This is a genomic window from Ruegeria sp. CI8, from assembly GCF_056536865.1.
Genome location: NZ_JBQFQL010000005.1, coordinates 66862 through 82756, shown reverse-complemented (window position 1 = coordinate 82756; position 15895 = coordinate 66862). Strand labels below are relative to the sequence as shown.

Annotated in this window: 16 protein-coding genes; 6 read left to right on the top strand and 10 right to left on the bottom strand. The window is 64.7% G+C overall.

The genetic code is table 11. The annotated features are described in order from the left end of the window. Positions 1–2: 2 nt before the first annotated feature. Both def (ACR0DA_RS17575) and def (ACR0DA_RS17570) read right to left on the bottom strand, forming a co-directional pair. Positions 3–497, bottom strand: a complete 495-nt coding sequence (gene def / locus ACR0DA_RS17575; protein WP_170601573.1) for a peptide deformylase — start codon at positions 495–497, stop codon at positions 3–5. Further along, on the bottom strand, positions 494–1012 hold the full coding sequence (gene def / locus ACR0DA_RS17570; protein WP_170361514.1) for a peptide deformylase: 519 nt from the start codon (positions 1010–1012) through the stop codon (positions 494–496). The genes def (ACR0DA_RS17575) and def (ACR0DA_RS17570) overlap by 4 nt, the downstream gene beginning before the upstream one ends. A 94-nt stretch (positions 1013–1106) precedes the next feature. Here def (ACR0DA_RS17570) and ACR0DA_RS17565 point away from each other — a divergent pair, with 94 nt between their 5' ends. Further along, entirely contained in the window at positions 1107–2279 is a 1173-nt protein-coding gene (locus ACR0DA_RS17565) for a MalY/PatB family protein (RefSeq protein ID WP_170367941.1), read from the top strand. A gap of 20 nt (positions 2280–2299) precedes the next feature. Here the strand turns inward: ACR0DA_RS17565 and ACR0DA_RS17560 are convergent, their stop codons facing one another. After that, positions 2300–2653 (bottom strand): hypothetical protein, encoded by a 354-nt coding sequence (locus ACR0DA_RS17560; RefSeq protein ID WP_093965240.1) that lies wholly within the window; start codon positions 2651–2653, stop codon positions 2300–2302. A 214-nt stretch (positions 2654–2867) separates the two neighbouring features. Between ACR0DA_RS17560 and ACR0DA_RS17555 the strand changes: the two genes are divergently transcribed. Then, complete coding sequence (locus ACR0DA_RS17555; protein ID WP_170601570.1) at positions 2868–3857, top strand: glutathione S-transferase family protein; 990 nt, start codon at positions 2868–2870, stop codon at positions 3855–3857. On the opposite strand, the gene ACR0DA_RS17550 is transcribed toward ACR0DA_RS17555, so the two are convergent. Continuing rightward, entirely contained in the window at positions 3839–4201 is a 363-nt protein-coding gene (locus ACR0DA_RS17550; RefSeq protein ID WP_170342693.1) for a response regulator transcription factor, read from the bottom strand. The two genes, ACR0DA_RS17555 and ACR0DA_RS17550, sit on opposite strands and share 19 nt — an antisense overlap. 182 nt (positions 4202–4383) lie before the next feature. Here ACR0DA_RS17550 and cobD point away from each other — a divergent pair, with 182 nt between their 5' ends. From cobD to ACR0DA_RS17535, 3 genes are read left to right on the top strand one after another with little or no spacing between them, the layout of a single operon-like run. After that, complete coding sequence (gene cobD, locus ACR0DA_RS17545; RefSeq protein ID WP_480755098.1) at positions 4384–5349, top strand: threonine-phosphate decarboxylase CobD; 966 nt, start codon at positions 4384–4386, stop codon at positions 5347–5349. Next, positions 5346–6266 (top strand): adenosylcobinamide-phosphate synthase CbiB, encoded by a 921-nt coding sequence (gene cbiB / locus ACR0DA_RS17540; RefSeq protein WP_170530299.1) that lies wholly within the window; start codon positions 5346–5348, stop codon positions 6264–6266. The genes cobD and cbiB overlap by 4 nt, the downstream gene beginning before the upstream one ends. A 14-nt stretch (positions 6267–6280) precedes the next feature. Continuing rightward, positions 6281–7444, top strand: a complete 1164-nt coding sequence (locus ACR0DA_RS17535; RefSeq protein WP_480755096.1) for a lytic murein transglycosylase — start codon at positions 6281–6283, stop codon at positions 7442–7444. A 4-nt stretch (positions 7445–7448) separates the two neighbouring features. Here ACR0DA_RS17535 and ACR0DA_RS17530 read toward each other — a convergent pair whose 3' ends face one another. From ACR0DA_RS17530 to ACR0DA_RS17510, 5 genes are all read right to left on the bottom strand, one after another. Further along, on the bottom strand, positions 7449–7946 hold the full coding sequence (locus ACR0DA_RS17530; RefSeq protein WP_170439858.1) for a P-loop nucleotide/nucleoside kinase family protein: 498 nt from the start codon (positions 7944–7946) through the stop codon (positions 7449–7451). Positions 7947–7991: 45 nt separating this feature from the next. After that, positions 7992–8354 carry a hypothetical protein gene (locus ACR0DA_RS17525; protein ID WP_170421791.1) on the bottom strand — a complete coding sequence of 121 codons (363 nt, stop codon included), beginning with the start codon at positions 8352–8354 and terminating at the stop codon, positions 7992–7994. 54 nt (positions 8355–8408) lie between these two features. Then, positions 8409–11864, bottom strand: coding sequence for a chromosome segregation SMC family protein (locus ACR0DA_RS17520; RefSeq protein ID WP_480755094.1), 3456 nt, complete (start codon positions 11862–11864; stop codon positions 8409–8411). 137 nt (positions 11865–12001) lie between these two features. After that, positions 12002–12406 carry a hypothetical protein gene (locus ACR0DA_RS17515; RefSeq protein ID WP_480755092.1) on the bottom strand — a complete coding sequence of 135 codons (405 nt, stop codon included), beginning with the start codon at positions 12404–12406 and terminating at the stop codon, positions 12002–12004. A gap of 44 nt (positions 12407–12450) precedes the next feature. After that, the gene (locus ACR0DA_RS17510; protein WP_480755090.1) at positions 12451–13644 is read right to left on the bottom strand and encodes an aminotransferase-like domain-containing protein; all 1194 of its coding nucleotides are present in this window, start codon (positions 13642–13644) and stop codon (positions 12451–12453) included. Positions 13645–13803: 159 nt separating this feature from the next. Here ACR0DA_RS17510 and ACR0DA_RS17505 point away from each other — a divergent pair, with 159 nt between their 5' ends. Continuing rightward, positions 13804–14580 (top strand): FCD domain-containing protein, encoded by a 777-nt coding sequence (locus ACR0DA_RS17505; protein ID WP_480755089.1) that lies wholly within the window; start codon positions 13804–13806, stop codon positions 14578–14580. 13 nt (positions 14581–14593) lie between these two features. Here ACR0DA_RS17505 and ACR0DA_RS17500 read toward each other — a convergent pair whose 3' ends face one another. Continuing rightward, complete coding sequence (locus ACR0DA_RS17500; RefSeq protein ID WP_480755088.1) at positions 14594–15832, bottom strand: glycosyltransferase; 1239 nt, start codon at positions 15830–15832, stop codon at positions 14594–14596. Between the last annotated feature and the right edge of the window lie 63 nt (positions 15833–15895).

Genomic DNA, 15895 nt, shown 5'->3' with positions numbered 1-15895 from the left:
CCCTACCCCGCCTTTTTCGCCTTGCGCAGCAGCATGTCGCGTTTGACCTTGCTGAGACGGTCAAAATACATCCGGCCGTTCAGATGGTCGATCTGGTGCTGCACGCTGGTGGCTTCGATGCCGACGAAATCGCGCCGGTCGATCTCGCCTTTTTCATTGAGGAACCGGACCGTCACCGCACGCGGACGTTTGATCTTGGCCGACACGCCCGGCAGGTTCGGGCTGGCCTCGTCATGCTCGCGCAGTTCGATCGAGCTGTGCAGGATTTCGGGGTTGGCCAGGCGCACCGCGCGGCCACGCTCGGTCGAGCCGTCCACGACCGCCAGCCGCAGCGTCACGCCGATCTGGGGCGCCGCCAGGCCGACGCCGGGCATCGCCTCCATCGTGTCGATCATGTCGTCCCAGATGGCGCGGATCCCGTCGGTAATTTCAGTCACCGGTTCGGCCTTGGTACGCAGGCGCTTGTCGGGCCATGGCAGGCAGGGACGGACGGTCATGCGCGGGCCAGCTCACGCTTGAGCTTGACCATCTTGCGCGTGATCATCTGCCGTTTCAGCGGCTTGAGATAGTCGATGAACAGCTTGCCGTTCAGGTGGTCGATCTCGTGCTGCACGCAGGTGGCCCAGAGCCCGTCGAAGGTTTCGCGCTGCGCCTTGCCGTTCTTGTCCATCCAGGCAACCTCGACCTCGGCCGGGCGGGTGACCTCGGCGAACTGATCGGGGATCGACAGGCAGCCTTCCTCGTAGACGCTGGTTTCGTCCGAGGCCGAGATGATCTCGGGGTTGAACATCACCAGCGGGCGGGGGGTGGCGCCTTCCTCTTTGACGCAATCCAGAACGATCAGCCGTTCCAGCACGCCGATCTGGGGCGCGGCCAGCCCGATGCCCGGCGCATCATACATGGTTTCCAGCATGTCGTCGGCCAGCGCGCGCAGCTCGTCCGACAGGTCGTCCACGGGCGCACAGACCTTTTTCAGGCGGGGATCGGGATGGATCAGGATGTTGCGTTTCATGGGGCTGATTTAGGTCATCGCGCGCGTGGCCGCAACGCCCCCCTTGCGCCGGGCGAATTTCCCGATAGCTTTCAGGCCAACGAATGGAGCAGACATGACTTTCAACGACCTCATCGACCGCCGGGGCACCTTCAGCTCGAAATGGGACAAGATGGAGCAGCTGTTCGGCGTCTCGCCCGAGGACGGGCTGGCCATGTGGACCGCCGATTCCGACTATGCCACCGCGCCCTGCGTGATCGAGGCGGTGCGCCGCGCGGCCGATCACGGGGTGTTCGGCTATTCCTGGCAGCACCCGGCCTATCTGCAGGCGGTGCGGTGGTGGATGCAGAACCGTCACGACTGGGCGATCGACACCGATTGGATCCTGACCTCGCAAGGTCTGGGCAACGCCATCGCGCTGAGCCTCGATGTCTGGACCGAGCCGGGGGACGGGGTGGTGATCTTCACGCCCGTCTATCACGAGTTTGCGCACAAGGTGAACAAGACCGGCCGCCGGGTGGTGGAATGCCCGCTGGTGCGGGCCGGCGACACCTATGAGATCGACCTGGACGACGCACAGTCGCGGCTGGACGGGTCGGAACGGATGTTGATCTGGTGTTCGCCACAGAACCCGTCGGGGCGGGTCTGGACACCGGACGAGCTGCGTGCGGTGGCGGCCTTTGCCGAACGCAACGGGCTGATCCTGATCTCGGACGAGATCCATCACGATCTGGTCTATCCCGGGCACAAATTCGTGCCGATGGACGTGGCCGCGCCGGATGCGCGGCCCTGGACGGTGACGCTGACAGCGGCGTCCAAGACCTTCAACATCGCAGGCCAGCGCACTGGCAACATGATCATTCCCGACGACACGCTGCGGGCGCAGATGCGTCACCGGCTGAACACGTTGGACTATGACCCCAGCGCACTTGGCGTGGCGATGATCACCGCGGCCTACACGCCCGAAGGTGCGCAATGGGTGGATGCCCAGATCGACCACCTGCGGGGCAACCGCGCGATATTCGATGCAGCGATCTCCGAAATCCCCGGTCTGTGGTCGATGCCCTTGCAGGCAACCTACCTGGCCTGGGTCGATTTCTCGGGCACCGGCATGGATCACGCCGAATTCGTGCGCCGTTTGCGCGATGATGCCCGGATCGCAACGTCATCCGGCCCGGGTTTTGGAACGGGAGGCGAGACCTTCGAACGGTTCAATCTCGCCACTCAGCGGGCGCGAGTCGAGGACGCGTGCGCCCGTTTGAAACTAGCTTTTTCCGACCTTCAATAAGGCCGCGCGGACGGTCTGCCCTAGTCGTCTTTGCCGAGAAGGGCGATTGGGGCATCCGGCGCGCGATAGAAATCCAGTGGTGCCTTGTCCGCCGCGACGGTGCTGCGCTTGAACTCGTATCGCATCTGGCCGCCGTCTTCCTCGTCAGCGACGATCAGGCATTGATAAAGGTGGTTGGCGCCATCAAAAATATCGACCAGTCCACGCAGACGCGGTGTTGTCTCGGCCTCGACGGCGAATCCATCCTTCCACAATTTGAGGATTCTGTAGGTATTGTCGCCCATTTCCACCCGCAGGCGGCTGGACTTCTTGAGCGATGCGATTCGGGCCGCATCCAATTCGGCGCTAATTTCCTTGGAAACATAAGTACTCATCAAAATTCCCCCCAAGCTATGCTATCTATTGTGGGGGTATCTTCGTAAAAATCCAGTGAAGCCCGACTGTTGCCGTGGACCTGTGGGCGATTTGTTGCACAGACATCCCGCACGGCACTGTGCGACTGCGCAGAGATGCTGCGCGCCGTCGGCGATGTGAACTGCGGCGCTGTCGCACTAAGGTTTAATCGGACACGGAAACGGAGGATCCAAGATGGGCCTGTTGGTCGACGGCACCTGGCACGACACCTGGTACGACACGAAATCCACCGGCGGAGCGTTCAAACGTTCGGCGGCCCAGTTTCGAAACTGGATCACCGCCGATGGCAGTGCAGGTCCCTCGGGCAAGGACGGTTTCAAGGCTGAAGCCGGTCGATACCACCTGTATGTCAGCTTGGCCTGCCCATGGGCGCATCGGACGTTGATCTTCCGCCAGCTCAAGGAACTTCAGGACCTGATCACCGTATCGGTTGTCCATCCGGACATGCTGGACCGCGGATGGACTTTCCAGACCGACGATCACGGCGCCACCGGCGATGCTTTGTATGGGCTGGACTATGCCTATCAGGTCTACACACGCGCCGACCCGAACTACTCGGGCCGGGTGACGGTGCCGATCCTGTGGGACAAGGTGCAAGAGACCATCGTGTCGAATGAAAGCTCGGAAATCATCCGCATGTTCAATTCGGCCTTCGACCAAATCACTGGCAACACCGACGACTACTGGCCCGCCGAGATGCGCGACGCGATCGAAGAGGTCAATGCGAGGGTCTACTCAAACGTGAACAACGGCGTCTACAAATCCGGCTTTGCCACCTCGCAGGAGGCCTATGACGCGGCCGTGCACCCCCTGTTCGACACGCTGGATTGGCTGGAAGATCGGCTGTCCACGCACCGATACCTGATGGGGGATCGCCTGACCGAGGCCGACTGGCGCCTATTCACGACCCTGATCCGGTTCGACCCGGTCTATCACCTGCATTTCAAGTGCAACCGCAGGCGGCTGATCGACTATCCCAACCTGTGGGCCTACACGCGCGAACTGTATCAATGGCCGGGCGTGGCGGGCACGGTAAACATGCACCATATCGTGCGGCACTATCACTACAGTCACGACAGCATCAATCCGCACCGGATCATCCCGATCAACCCCACCCTGGACTATTGGGAGCCGCACGGACGCGATCAACGCCCCGCGGCGTAGTGTTCGACCATCGCCGCCAGATCCTCGGGCGGCGTTCCGCTCTGGACATAGGCGCAGGCGTTGGGGCTGTGCGCAAAGATCGATCCGTCGGAAAAGAACGTTGTGTTGGTGACGAAGATCACCCGGGCATCCGGGCGGCGATAGCTGGCGAAATCCGCGACCGCCAACGCACTGCCTGAATCCAGAACCAGGTCCAAGATTATGATGTCGAAGGGCGTGCCGTAAAGTGCAAGGATCGCTGCCTCCTGGCTTTCGACCAGAGAAACCTCAGCCCCCTGCCGTTCCAGGTGCCGCTGCCAGACCCGACCCAGGTCGGGGTTACTCTCAACAATCAGAACTTTCATTTGCAACAACCTCGGCACTTGATAAGGTGAGTGGTGCCGACCCCCATAAGCTGTGATCACGTTATTTCGTTAACAAAGGGTTAACGGTCGCTCCAGCGCTCCTCTATGAACCGGATTTGCTTGTAAAAACGGCGTAAATCCGCTTGAAGCGGGGTAAATTCGGCGTTTTGGACGATTCCGGCATGACTGACCGCACTGACGACTTGAACCCACGCGGCAAGCGTGACCACGGCGGTGGGCTGGACGACGCCATTGCCCGTCATGGCGGCGCGCGAACGGAATGGATCGACCTGTCGACCGGTATCAACCCAAACCCCTATCCTGTGGCGGACCTTACGTCTGAGGACTGGACCGCCCTGCCCGACCACGGGGCCTTTGCCCGGCTGAGCGCCACGGCCCGTCGCTTCTGGGGTGTGCCGGACGGCGCGGCGATTCTGCCCGCACCGGGGGCCTCGGCCCTGATCGCGCGGATCCCGGCGCTGGCCCCCGTTGGTGCGGTCCAGATCACCACGCCCACCTACAACGAACATGCCGCCGCCTTTGCCGCGCAGGGCTGGGCGGTGCAGCCCGACGGCCCGGCACAGGCGCGGGTGATCGTGCATCCCAACAATCCCAACGGCCGAATCTGGCAGGCCGAGGACGCCGACGCGCCGCTGACCGTGATCGACGAAAGCTTTTGCGACGTGACGCCCGATGCCTCGCTGATTAGCCTGTCCGAGCGCCCCGGCGTGATCGTCCTGAAAAGCTTTGGCAAGTTCTGGGGCCTTGCGGGGCTGCGGCTGGGCTTTGCCATCGGGCATCCCGACCTGATCGCGAGGCTAAACGATTTGACCGGCCCCTGGGCCGTGTCCGGCCCGGCCCTGCGCATCGGCGCGCAGGCCTTGAATGACACGGCCTGGGCCGAAGCGACGCGTACGCGACTGGCCCGTGATACGGAACGGCTGGATACGCTGATAACCGGCAAGGGCGCGCATTTGGTCGGCGGCACCACGCTGTTCCGCCTGTACGAAGTGGACGATGCCGCCGCCTGGCAGCACCGGCTGGCACAGGCCCATATCTGGAGCCGCATCTTCCCCTATTCCGATCGGTTCCTGCGGCTGGGCCTGCCGCCCGAGCATGGCTGGTCGCGGCTCGAGGCGGCGCTGTGAGCATCGCGCTGACGCTGGCCCTGGCGATGCTGCTGGACGCGGCATTGGGCGAGCCCGATTGGCTGTGGTCGCGTCTGCGGCACCCGGCGGTGCTGATGGGCAACGCCATCGGCTTGCTGGACCGCCATCTGAACCACGGCAGACATCGACATGCCAAGGGCGTGTTCGTCGCCCTTCTGCTGGTCTTGGGCGGCTGGGTGATCGGTGCGGCGCTGGCGTGGCTTGGCTGGGCGGTCGATGTCGTGGTCTGCGCGATCCTGTTGGCACAGAACTCTCTGGTGGCGCATGTCCGCGCCGTGGGCGTCGCGCTGCGGCAATCCCTGCCCGAGGGGCGCGCGGCGGTGGCAATGATCGTGTCGCGCGACACCTCGCAGATGACCGAGGCACAGGTGGCGCGCTCGGCCATCGAGAGCGCCGCCGAGAACCTCAGCGACGGGGTGATCGCCCCGGCCTTCTGGTTCCTGCTGGGCGGCTTGCCGGGGCTCCTGGTCTACAAGGCGGTGAACACCGCCGACAGCATGATCGGCTACCGCAACGACACGTACCGAGACTTCGGCTGGGCCGCCGCCCGGCTGGACGATCTGCTGAACCTGATCCCGGCGCGGCTGACTTGCCTGATGATCCTGGCCCTGTCGGGGCAGTGGCGCCAATGGCGGGCCATCGTCGCAGACGCGCAGCGCCACATCTCGCCCAATGCCGGCTGGCCCGAGGCCGCCATGGCCCGCGCGCTGGACGTGGCACTGGCCGGGCCCCGCAGCTATGACGGGCAGTTGCGCGATCTGGCCTGGGTCAATGGTGAAGCCCGGCGCACGATCGGCGCAACGGAGGTTTTCCGCGCATGCGGAATGCTTTGGCAGGTTTGGGGGCTTGCGTTGGCGGGGCTGACGGTGTGGGTTGGTCTGAACACGGTTTTCTGAGGATGGTTTTCGTCATGCGCTTTGTCTCGGGCCTTGTGGCCGCTTGCCTGTTCGCTGCCCCGGCCCTTGCCCAATGCGGCGGCGGCTTCAACGCCTTCGTTCGCGGACTGAAGGCCGAAGCGGCACAGCAGGGGTTCGATACGGCCACGGTCGATGCGTTCTTCAACGGTGCGCAACAGGACCCCAAGGTACTGAAGGCCGACCGCGCGCAGGGCGTATTCCAGAAACCGTTCATCGAATTCTCGCGCCGCCTGATCTCGCAGGATCGGATCAGGCGCGGCCAGGCGATGGCACAGAAATACGATGCCGTGTTCGACCGGATCGAGGCCGAATACGGCGTGTCGCGCGGGGTCCTGTTGGCCTTCTGGGCGTTCGAGACAGATTACGGCGCGTTCCAAGGCGATTTCAACACCCGCAATGCGTTGGTGACGTTGGCCCATGATTGCCGCCGCCCCGAGCTGTTCCGGCCGCAGATCTTCGCCGCGATCGAGCTGTTCCGGAACGGCGATTTCGACCCGAACCGCACCACGGGCGCATGGGCGGGCGAGATCGGCATGGTGCAGATGCTGCCCCGCGACATTCTGGAAAACGGCGTGGACGGTGATGGCGACGGGCATGTTCGGTTGAAAACGTCGGCCCCCGACGCGCTGATGTCCGGGGGCAAGATGCTGTCGCATCTGGGCTGGCAACCGGGTCAGCCCTGGCTGCAGGAGGTGACCGTGCCCGCACAGATGGACTGGTCGCTGAGCGGGCCGGGCAAACCACGCCCGGTCTCGGACTGGCGGGCGATGGGCGTGCAGGCGCGCAGCGGGTCATTGGCCAACCTGCCGGCCTCGCTGATCCTGCCGCAGGGGCGCAAGGGGCCGGCCTTTCTGGCCTATCCGAATTTCGATGTCTATTTCGAGTGGAACCAAAGCTTTGTCTATGTCCTGACCGCAGCCTATTTCGGAACGCGCCTCGAGGGCGCGCAAGTCTATGCCGCGGGCAACCCCGATCCGGGCCTGACCGGTGCCCAGATGAAACAGCTGCAGGCGAAACTGCAGGCGCGCGGGCATGACGTGGGCAAGATCGACGGCATCTTGGGGGCCGGAACGCGCGCTGCAGTACAGGCTGAACAGGCCCGGCTGGGATTGCCTGCGGACGCATGGCCGACGGTTGATTTGCTGAACCGACTCTAGCCGCTCAATCCGTTGGGTCGTGGAACACCAGCGTGAATCCTTCCTCAGGCGTCGGTTCCGCGTAATGCTTGGAAAACCGGCGGAACTGTTCTTCCGTCGCGGCAAAGGCGTGGTCGCCCGCTGCGTTACGTGCTTGCAGTCGGGCCAGACAAACGGCGTCGGGCGTGGTCAGCACATGCATCTGATGCGCGGCATCGGTCTGATCCAGAATTTCGCGCATCCAAGCACGGGTTTCGACCGTGTTGGCCGGGAAATCCAGAACAACCGACATGCCCGCCTCAAGCAGAGTCGTGACATGCGGACCCATCGCCGCGCGCAGACGCGTGGAACAGCGCAGATAGTCGGCACCTGTCACCATCTGATCGGCAAAAAGCGGCTTCAGCCAGGCGTCCTCGGAAATCAGAACTGTGCCGGGCTGCCTCGCGAGCTGGGCGGCAAGCGTCGATTTTCCCGCGGCGATCTTGCCGCAAAGCATGTGCAGGGTCGGAGCGGGTCGGGTCATCGGTCGATTCCTGGTTGGGCACGGCGGGTGAAGGAGAGGCCCCGATCACTCGGGTCGCACCGGGTAACGTTCACCTTTTTCGGTGATCAGGATCAACCGGCCATTGTTGCGCACGTACAGATCGCAGCGGTCGAACCCGTTGCGGTACTGCACACAGATGCTGCCATCAGCGGCGATCGAGTAGGTTCCGAAGGCCGTTCCGCCGCCATTGACCGCCGAATAAGTATAGGAATAGGCCCCACCGGCCGAGTATTTCGACTGCCCGTCGTCATAGAAAGTCAGCGTCCGCCCGGCCAGCGCGTCCAGTTCAGCGGGGCTCAGGGGGACATCGCCGGGGCGGGTGACCCATTCGACAGCCCAGAGCGGCGAGGCGGCGCAGGCCGCGGCAATCAGCAACAGGTGTTTCATGCAGCCAGACTAGCCCGGCCCGGCCCGATCACGGAATAACGTTGCGGTGAGCGGTCAGGCGACCATCTGCTCGGCCTTTTTCAGATCGACCGAGACCAGCTGGCTGACGCCCTGTTCCTGCATGGTCACGCCGAACAGACGGTCCATCCGGGCCATGGTCACCGCGTGGTGGGTGATGATCAGGAACCGCGTGTCGGTCTGGCGGCACATCTCGTCCAGCAGATCGCAGAACCGGGTCACGTTGGCATCGTCCAGCGGCGCATCAACCTCGTCCAGCACGCAGATCGGCGCCGGGTTGGCCAGGAACACGCCGAAGATCAGCGCGGTGGCGGTCAGGGTTTGTTCCCCGCCCGACAACAGGCTGAGGGTCGACAGCTTCTTGCCCGGCGGCTGGCACATGATCTCGAGCCCCGCATCCAGCGGGTCGTCGCTCTCGACCATCACCAGGTTGGCCTCGCCGCCACCGAACAGATGCTTGAACAGCATGGCGAAGTTCGCGTTGACCTGTTCGAATGCAGTCAGCAGGCGCTCGCGGCCCTCACGGTTGAGGCTGGCGATGCCGCTGCGCAGCGCCTTGATCGCCTCTTCCAGATCGGATTTCTCGCTGTTGAGCGTGTCGAACTCCTCCTGAACCTCCTTGGCGTCTTCCTCGGCCCGCAGGTTCACCGCACCCATCGCGTCGCGCTGGCGCTTGTGGCGGTTCACCTCAGCTTCCAGGGCATCGGCGGCGGGCATGTCGTCAGGGTTCACGTCCAATTGGTTCAACAACTGGTTCGGGGTCAGTTGCTGATCCTCGGCGATGCGCTCGGCAGCGGCGGCGACACTTTCCTTGGCCGCCTCGAACCGCGCCTCAGCCGCGGCGCGGGCTTCGCGCGCCTCCGAGGCCTTGCGCTCGGCCTCGCGCTCGGAAAGCACGGCCTCGCGTTGCAGCGCTTCGGCCTGGGCCAGCTTGTCGGCGGCTTCGGCGCGGCGGGCCTCGGCGGCCTCGATCATCTCGTTCAGCTCTTCGCGTGCCTCGGCGATCTCGGCGGGCGCGGCCATCGCTTCGGTCAGCTCTTCCTCGGAACTGGCTTTGCGCTCGGCCAATTCGGCGATGCGCTTCTCGGCTGTTTCCAGACGGTGTTTCCAGCCGCTCAGGTCCTTGGCCACCTCCTGTGCGCGGCGGGTGCGGGCCTCGCCCTCGCGGCGCAGCTCGTCATGGGTCGAACGGTGCGTCAGCATGGTGATCCGCGCGGCCTCGACCGTCTGCTTGATGTCCTCGACCCGGGCACGGGCGGTGTCCAGATCGCCCAGCTCGGCCAGCGCGGCCTCGGCCTCGCGCAGCTGGGCGCGGGCCGCCATCGCATCCTGCTTGTGGCGGTCGACCGCAAGCGTCAGGTTCTCCAGCTTGCCCTGCGCCAGGTTGCGGTCGGCCTCGGCCCGGCTGAGCGCGCGGGCCGCTTCGGCCATGCGCTGATCGGCGGCGCGGCGGGCCTCGCGGGCGCGACGGTCGGCCTCGGTCACCTCGGCCAGTTGCCGCGACAGGGCCTCGTGCGCGGCGCGGGCGCCGTCGGCCTGTGCTTCGACCAGCGCCAGTTGCTGTTTCAGCGCCTCAAGCTTGTTGAGCTGCTCGAGCCGCAGCGCCGCGGCGCTGGGGGCATCCTCGGCCCAGGCGCGGAACCCGTCCCAGCGCCACAGATCGCCAGAGCGCGACACCAACCGTTGGCCGGGTTTCAGCAAGGGTTGCAGCCGCGCGCCCTGATCGGCGTCAATCAGGCCGATCTGCGCGATACGGCGGCTGAGACGGTCCGGACCCGAGACGTGTAGCGCAAGCGGCTCGGCCCCGTCCGGCAAAGGCTGATCGGCGTCATAGCCCGGCACCTGCACCCAACCCGACGGCCCATCGCCTTCGACCAGCGGGGCGCGGAGGTCATCCGCCAGCGCGGCCCCCAGCGCCTTTTCAAAGCCCGGCTCGACCTGCAGCAGGTCCAGCACCTGCCCGCCCTCGGCGGTGTCGCGCTCGACCAGCTTGGCCAGCGCGGTGGTCTCGGCCCGGATCGCGCCCAACTCGCCCTCGGCCTCGGAGCGTTGAGCGCGGGCCTCGGCCTCGCGCGCCTGCGTTTCACCGCGCAGCTCGTCGGCGGCGGCAAGCGATTCTTCGGCGGCTTCGGCGGCCTCGCGCGCCTCTTCCTCGGCGGCTTGCGCGGCCTCGAACGCTTCGTCGGCGCGGGTCAGCGCGGCGCGGGCCTCGGCAACGGCCGCGCGGGCCTTTTCCTCTTCGGCCTCGGAGCGTGCCAGCGTCTTGCGGCTGTCCTCGACCAGGCGCTGCGCCGATTGGTGACGCGCGACCAGACGGGCGGTGTCCTCGGTCTCCTGCGCCAGCAGATCCTCACGCTCCTGCAGAACCGCGGCGGCCTCTCGGGCAATTTCGGCGGCTTCGGCCAGCTTGTCGTCATGGCCCTCGGCAGCCTTGGCCAGTTCGCGGGCCTCCCATTCCAGCCGTTCGATCATCTCGCCGGCGTCGCGGTTCAAACCGGTTTCACGCTCGATGTCGCGGCCCAGCTGCTGGATGCGGGCGGTCAGGGTTTCGATGGTCTGGCGCGCGCGGGTTTCCTGATCGGACAGCTGATCGCGCTGCACCTGCTGGCGCTGCAGGACGGCAGCGGCGATGGCCTCCTCCTCGCGCAGCGGCGGCAGGGTTTCTTCGATCTCGGCGCGTTTCGCGCTGGCGGCGCGGGCCTCGGCCTCGGCGCGCGCGGCTTCGGTCGTGCGGTCGCGCAGACGCTCTTCGGCCTGCTGGCGGGCTATGTCGGCCTCTTTCCAGCGGCGATACAGCAACATTCCCTCGGCCTGGCGCAATTGCTCGCCGATCTCACGATACCGCGCGGCCTGACGGGCCTGCCGCGCCAACTGCGCCAGCTGCGTGCCCAACTGTTCGAGCACGTCATCGACACGGGTCAGGTTGGCCTCGGTGCCCTTGAGCTTCAGTTCGGCCTCGTGCCGCCGCTGGTACAGACCCGAGATGCCGGCGGCCTCTTCCAGAATGCGGCGGCGGGCGCGCGGTTTGGCGTTGATCAGCTCGGCGATCCGGTTCTGCCCCACCAGCGCGGGTGAATGCGCGCCGGTCGAGGCATCGGCGAACAGCATCTGCACGTCGCGGGCGCGCACGTCCTTGCCGTTGGCCTTGTAGGCGCTGCCCACGTCGCGGGTGATGCGGCGCACGATCTCGATCTGATCGCTGTCATTGAACCCGGCCGGGGCCAGACGTTCCGAGTTGTCCATGGTCAGGACCACCTCGGCGAAGTTGCGCGCCGGACGGGTGGCGGCACCGGCAAAGATCACGTCCTCCATCGCCCCGCCGCGCATCGATTTGGGGCGGTTCTCGCCCATCACCCAACGCAGCGCCTCGAGCAGGTTGGACTTGCCGCAGCCGTTGGGCCCCACCACACCGGTCAACCCGTCCGCGATGATCAGATCGGTCGGATCGACGAAGCTTTTGAAGCCGGTGAGTTTGAGTTTGGTAAAGCGCAAAGGCCGATTTCCATGATTCCCGTTCCCTGAAAGTCTGGACAAGGGAAGGCCCGCGAGTCAACGCAGTTGCGCAGGATATGGGATATTGAGCCGAGTTATCCACAATATCTTGCTGATTTGGGCGGAATTGCGCAGAGTCAATAAGGCGAACACTCGAACACCTGGTATCCGGTGTCCGACCCGCTGTCATAGGTTCCGAAGTCAATGCATTCATAGTTGGTCGGCGTGACCGCAGCCAGCAGCAGCCGGTCCGACGCCCTGCGGTCGCAGGCGAGGATGCCCACGGTCACCGCCGCATCGCCCAACACGTCGGCGACCGGACAGCCCGAGACTTGCGCCATGGCCAATGCGGCCCGATCCCGGATCGGCCCCAGCCGCGGGGCATATTGGCTGTTGACGCGGACCGCCTCGGCCAGGTCACCGCACAGGCGCACGTCGAACACGCTGCCGTTCACGGCCACGCGGGTCGCAGGCACGTCGCGGAAATGGGGCGTGCCGGCCGAGCAGCCGGCCAGCAACAGCAAGGCGAGGAACCGGATCATGCCGCAGTTTTGCGGCAAAATGGTTAACGAAAGCTTTCCCGCGCTCAGCCGCCCAGGACCGCGCCCAACCGGGCAATACCCTCGGCAATCGTAGCCTCGTCCGAGTTGGAGAAACTCAGCCGGATCGTGTTGGCGCCGCTGCCATCGGGGTGAAAGGCCTGACCGGGCACAAAGGCGACCTTGACCGTCTCAAGCGCGCGGGCCAGCAGTTGCGCGCCATCCGAGCCGGACGGCAGGGTCAGCCAGATGAACATGCCCCCCTCGGGCCGGGTCCAGTGCACACCTTCGGGCATGTGCCGGTCCAACGCCGCCAGCATCGCGTCGCGGCGCGCACGGTAGGTTGCGCGCACCTTCGGGATGTGGCTGTCGAAACAGGTTTGGGCCACTTGGTGCACGGCCATCTGGTTGATGGTGGCCGAATGCAGGTCGGCGGCCTGTTTCATCAGCACAAGCTGCGCGATGACGGGCCGCGCCGCCACGACCCACCCCACCCGCAGCCCGGGCGACAGGGTCTTGGAAAAACTGCCGCAATAGATCGTCCGGCAGGCTTGCAGATCGCCCTTCCGCGCCAGTTCCAGCGCGAGGATCGGCGGTATCGCCTGCCCGTCATAGCGCAGGGCCTGATAGGCGCCGTCCTCGATCAGGGCGCAGTCCAACTCTTCGGCCAGATCCAGAAGGGCCTCGCGCCCTTGCCGATCGACGGTCTCGCCGGTCGGGTTGGCAAAGTCGGGGGACAGATAGGCGTATTTGACCGCCCCCGGCCCCGCGGCGGCCCGGTATTGCGCCGCGCCCGCATTGCCGCCTGCGCGCAACTGGTCAAAGCGTGGTTCATAGGCGTTGAAGGCCGCCAAAGCCCCCAGATAGGTCGGCCATCCGACCAGCGCCGTGTCGCCCGGTGACAGAAACAGCTTGCCCAGATAGTCCAGCGCCTGCTGCGAGCCCGAGGTGATCAGAACGTCGTCGGGGCCGCAGTCGATGCCGATCTGGCGCATGTGGCCGGCGATCCATTCCCGCAGCGGCATATACCCTTCGGATACGGAATACTGCAGCGCCTGCGCCCGGCTGTCGGCGCCAAGCGCCTGTTGGAATGCCTGGGCAAAGGCCTCGGCCGGAAACAGCGCCGGGTCGGGGATGCCGCCGGCAAAGGAAATGATGCCGGGTTGATCCAGCAGTTTCAGCAATTCGCGGATTTCAGACGCCTTCATTCGCGCGGCGCGCGGTGCAAATAGCTGGTGCATGGGCCGAGCCTCCTCCGCTGGGTCGGACTGACGCTATGACCTCTGCGCTTAAAGTCAATAATGCTGACCTAGTGTTTCAGCCAATGTGATCGCGGCCCGTTCTTGCGCGGGCCGGGCATGTGTGGTCATATGATTTGACCAATTTTCAGCGATGATCCGATGCCCTTTCAGAAAGTCCAGACCGAGAAACTGTCCCTGGCCGTGGTCAAACAGATCGAGTTGCTGATCCTGCGTGGGATCCTGCGCCCCGGTGAGCGCCTACCGTCCGAGCGCGAGTTGGCCGACCGGCTTGGCGTGTCGCGCCCGTCGCTGCGCGAGGCGATCTCGCAACTGCAGGAGCAGGGCCTGCTGACCGCCAAGGCCGGGTCAGGCATCTATGTGGCCGAGGTTCTGGGCTCGGCCTTTTCGCCGGCGCTGATCCGTCTGTTCAGCAGCCATGACGAGGCCGTGTTCGACTACCTGTCGTTCCGGCGCGACATGGAAGGGCTGGCGGCCGAACGCGCCGCGCGGCTGGGCTCGGACAGCGACCTGAAGGTGATCCAGGCGATCTTCGACAAGATGGAGGTCGCCCATGCCCGCAACGCGGCCGATGACGAGGCCCATCTGGACGCGCAGTTCCACATGGCGATCATCGAGGCCAGCCACAACGTGGTGATGCTGCACATGATGCGGTCGATGTTCGACCTGCTGCGGCAGGGCGTATTCTACAACCGTCAGATCATGTTCCACCAGCGCACCACGCGCGACGCGATCCTGAACCAGCACAGGGCAATCAACGCAGCCCTTCAGGCCCGCGACCCCGAGGCCGCTCGGCAGGCGGTGGAACAGCACCTGAGCTTCGTCGAACGCTGCATGGAAGACCAGCAGAAGGCCCAGCGCAACGAACTGATCGCGCGGCAGCGGCTGGAACATGAGGTTGGCAACTCGGACGGTTGAGGCCCTCCGCCTCTCACTGTGCCTTCAACCCCAGCGTTTCATAAAGGCGCCTGTACTGCTCGGCCACGATTGGCATCGCGTAGCTCTGCAGGGCATGTTTGCGCGCGGCATTCCCGTCGCGCTTCTGTCCTTGAACGTGGCAGGAACGCTGATCATCGATCACCCCCTTTAGGCAATCCGCCAAGTCCCGCGCATCAAACGGCTTGGCCAACCGCCCGCACCCGGGGTTCGGGACCAGATCGGGCAAACCGCCGATCTTGAACCCGACGATCGGAATACCGCAAGAAAGCGCCTCGACGCCGGTGTTGGGCAGGTTGTCTTGTCGGGACGGCAACGCAAAAACGTCCGCGCACGCGTAAACAGACCGCAGTTCCTCGGGCACTGAATGTTGTCCAGTGAAATGAGCCGGAAAGGGCAGATCGACCTCATGCGCATCCGCGCCGAATATCAGAACGCGGATATCAGATCTTTCCTGTTTCAGAATCGACAAAGCTTCCTTGAGATGCCGAAATCCTTTGCGCGGATCGCTGTCGCCCCCCATGGCCCCAAAACCGATGACAGCAGAATCGCGTGGCAGACCCAATCGATCTCTGGCCACGTCTCGGTCGGTGGGGCGCCAGACGTCGGTGTCGATTGCGTTGGGAATGACTGAAACGGGCCAGTCCTGAGTCAAGGTGCTTTGCCGGGCGCAATCCGCCAGCCAGCGGCTGGGCGCAACAAGATGGAACGGCCGCGTCCAAAACTGCTCTTTTCTTTTCCAGACACGGCGGCTCAGCCTGCTCGCTCGGCTATCCTGCTGGGTCGCGTAACCGTTTTTCCAGGCATCGCGCTCAGAGTAATGCTCCACCCCACAGAACGGCCACATGTCATGCATGGTCCATACAACCGGATGAGACAGGTTTCCGATCTCGCGGATCGACATCAGATCCGAATTGACCCAGTGCAGGTTCAGAATTTGCGAGGACTGTTGGTTCAGGTACTGCGCCAAGCCCGAACGGACCTGACCCAGCGAGATCAAACCCGAGAAATCCGCTTCATGCCTGCGCCGGATACTGCGCGCCATTTCCCGTTGGATCATTCGTCCCAGACCCTTGGCCGGCTTGAACGTCGTGATGCCCGGCCCTTCCTGACCTCGCGCAACGGTCATGATCGAATTCACGCCGCTGGCATTTAGGGCCATATGCAGCCTGTGCGCCGCAATCGCCGCGCCCCCCTCAAAACTACTGAAACTGATATGATTTACCTTGAGCACCGCGACTCCATTTGTCCGGCGTAGAATCTCGTCGCGAGCCCCAGAGTCACGACGTTTTGTTCC

What these genes read in the sequence shown, in the direction of transcription:
- ACR0DA_RS17505 (WP_480755089.1), top strand. Translation starts at nt 13,804, where the DNA reads ATGCCCTTTCAGAAAGTCCAGACCGAGAAACTGTCCCTGGCCGTGGTC.
- ACR0DA_RS17525 (WP_170421791.1), bottom strand. Translation starts at nt 8,354, where the DNA reads ATGAAACACCTGTTGCTGATTGCCGCGGCCTGCGCCGCCTCGCCGCTC.
- ACR0DA_RS17550 (WP_170342693.1), bottom strand. Translation starts at nt 4,201, where the DNA reads ATGAAAGTTCTGATTGTTGAGAGTAACCCCGACCTGGGTCGGGTCTGG.
- def (WP_170601573.1), bottom strand. Translation starts at nt 497, where the DNA reads ATGACCGTCCGTCCCTGCCTGCCATGGCCCGACAAGCGCCTGCGTACC.
- ACR0DA_RS17510 (WP_480755090.1), bottom strand. Translation starts at nt 13,644, where the DNA reads ATGCACCAGCTATTTGCACCGCGCGCCGCGCGAATGAAGGCGTCTGAA.
- cobD (WP_480755098.1), top strand. Translation starts at nt 4,384, where the DNA reads ATGACTGACCGCACTGACGACTTGAACCCACGCGGCAAGCGTGACCAC.
- ACR0DA_RS17535 (WP_480755096.1), top strand. Translation starts at nt 6,281, where the DNA reads ATGCGCTTTGTCTCGGGCCTTGTGGCCGCTTGCCTGTTCGCTGCCCCG.
- ACR0DA_RS17515 (WP_480755092.1), bottom strand. Translation starts at nt 12,406, where the DNA reads ATGATCCGGTTCCTCGCCTTGCTGTTGCTGGCCGGCTGCTCGGCCGGC.
- ACR0DA_RS17530 (WP_170439858.1), bottom strand. Translation starts at nt 7,946, where the DNA reads ATGACCCGACCCGCTCCGACCCTGCACATGCTTTGCGGCAAGATCGCC.
- ACR0DA_RS17565 (WP_170367941.1), top strand. Translation starts at nt 1,107, where the DNA reads ATGACTTTCAACGACCTCATCGACCGCCGGGGCACCTTCAGCTCGAAA.
- ACR0DA_RS17560 (WP_093965240.1), bottom strand. Translation starts at nt 2,653, where the DNA reads ATGAGTACTTATGTTTCCAAGGAAATTAGCGCCGAATTGGATGCGGCC.
- def (WP_170361514.1), bottom strand. Translation starts at nt 1,012, where the DNA reads ATGAAACGCAACATCCTGATCCATCCCGATCCCCGCCTGAAAAAGGTC.
- ACR0DA_RS17555 (WP_170601570.1), top strand. Translation starts at nt 2,868, where the DNA reads ATGGGCCTGTTGGTCGACGGCACCTGGCACGACACCTGGTACGACACG.